Origin of the sequence: uncultured Vibrio sp. (genome assembly GCF_947488985.1) — a bacterium.
Taxonomy (GTDB): Bacteria; Pseudomonadota; Gammaproteobacteria; order Enterobacterales; family Vibrionaceae; genus Vibrio.
Window position 1 is genome coordinate 1 of the sequence record NZ_CANLBV010000357.1, and the last position, 286, is coordinate 286.

Genomic DNA, 286 nt, shown 5'->3' on the forward strand with positions numbered 1-286 from the left:
AGCGGGTTGGAACGATGATTATCGGGCTCGAATCTTCTTTGGGTTATAAATTAATCAAAGTATGCTCGCGCCCTGGGCTTTGGTATGCTTGGGAACCTAGATATAAACGCATCATTGCCCACGTTTTTGGTAAAAGAGACACTGAGGCATTTAATAAACGACAACGTCTTCTATCGAAATTTACCATTCCCTTTTATTATACAGATGACTATACCCGTACTCATTGAAGGTGCTTGATTTTCAGTAAAATCAGGATCATGCTACGAACTATGATAATTACACTGAC

1 pseudogene is annotated in these 286 nt (G+C 39.5%); it reads left to right on the forward strand.

Going from position 1 to position 286, the window contains the following annotated elements:
- Positions 1-65 precede the first annotated feature (65 nt).
- Positions 66-212, forward strand: a pseudogene (locus tag Q1A70_RS20635) (IS1 family transposase); the annotation flags it as partial.
- Between the last annotated feature and the right edge of the window lie 74 nt (positions 213-286).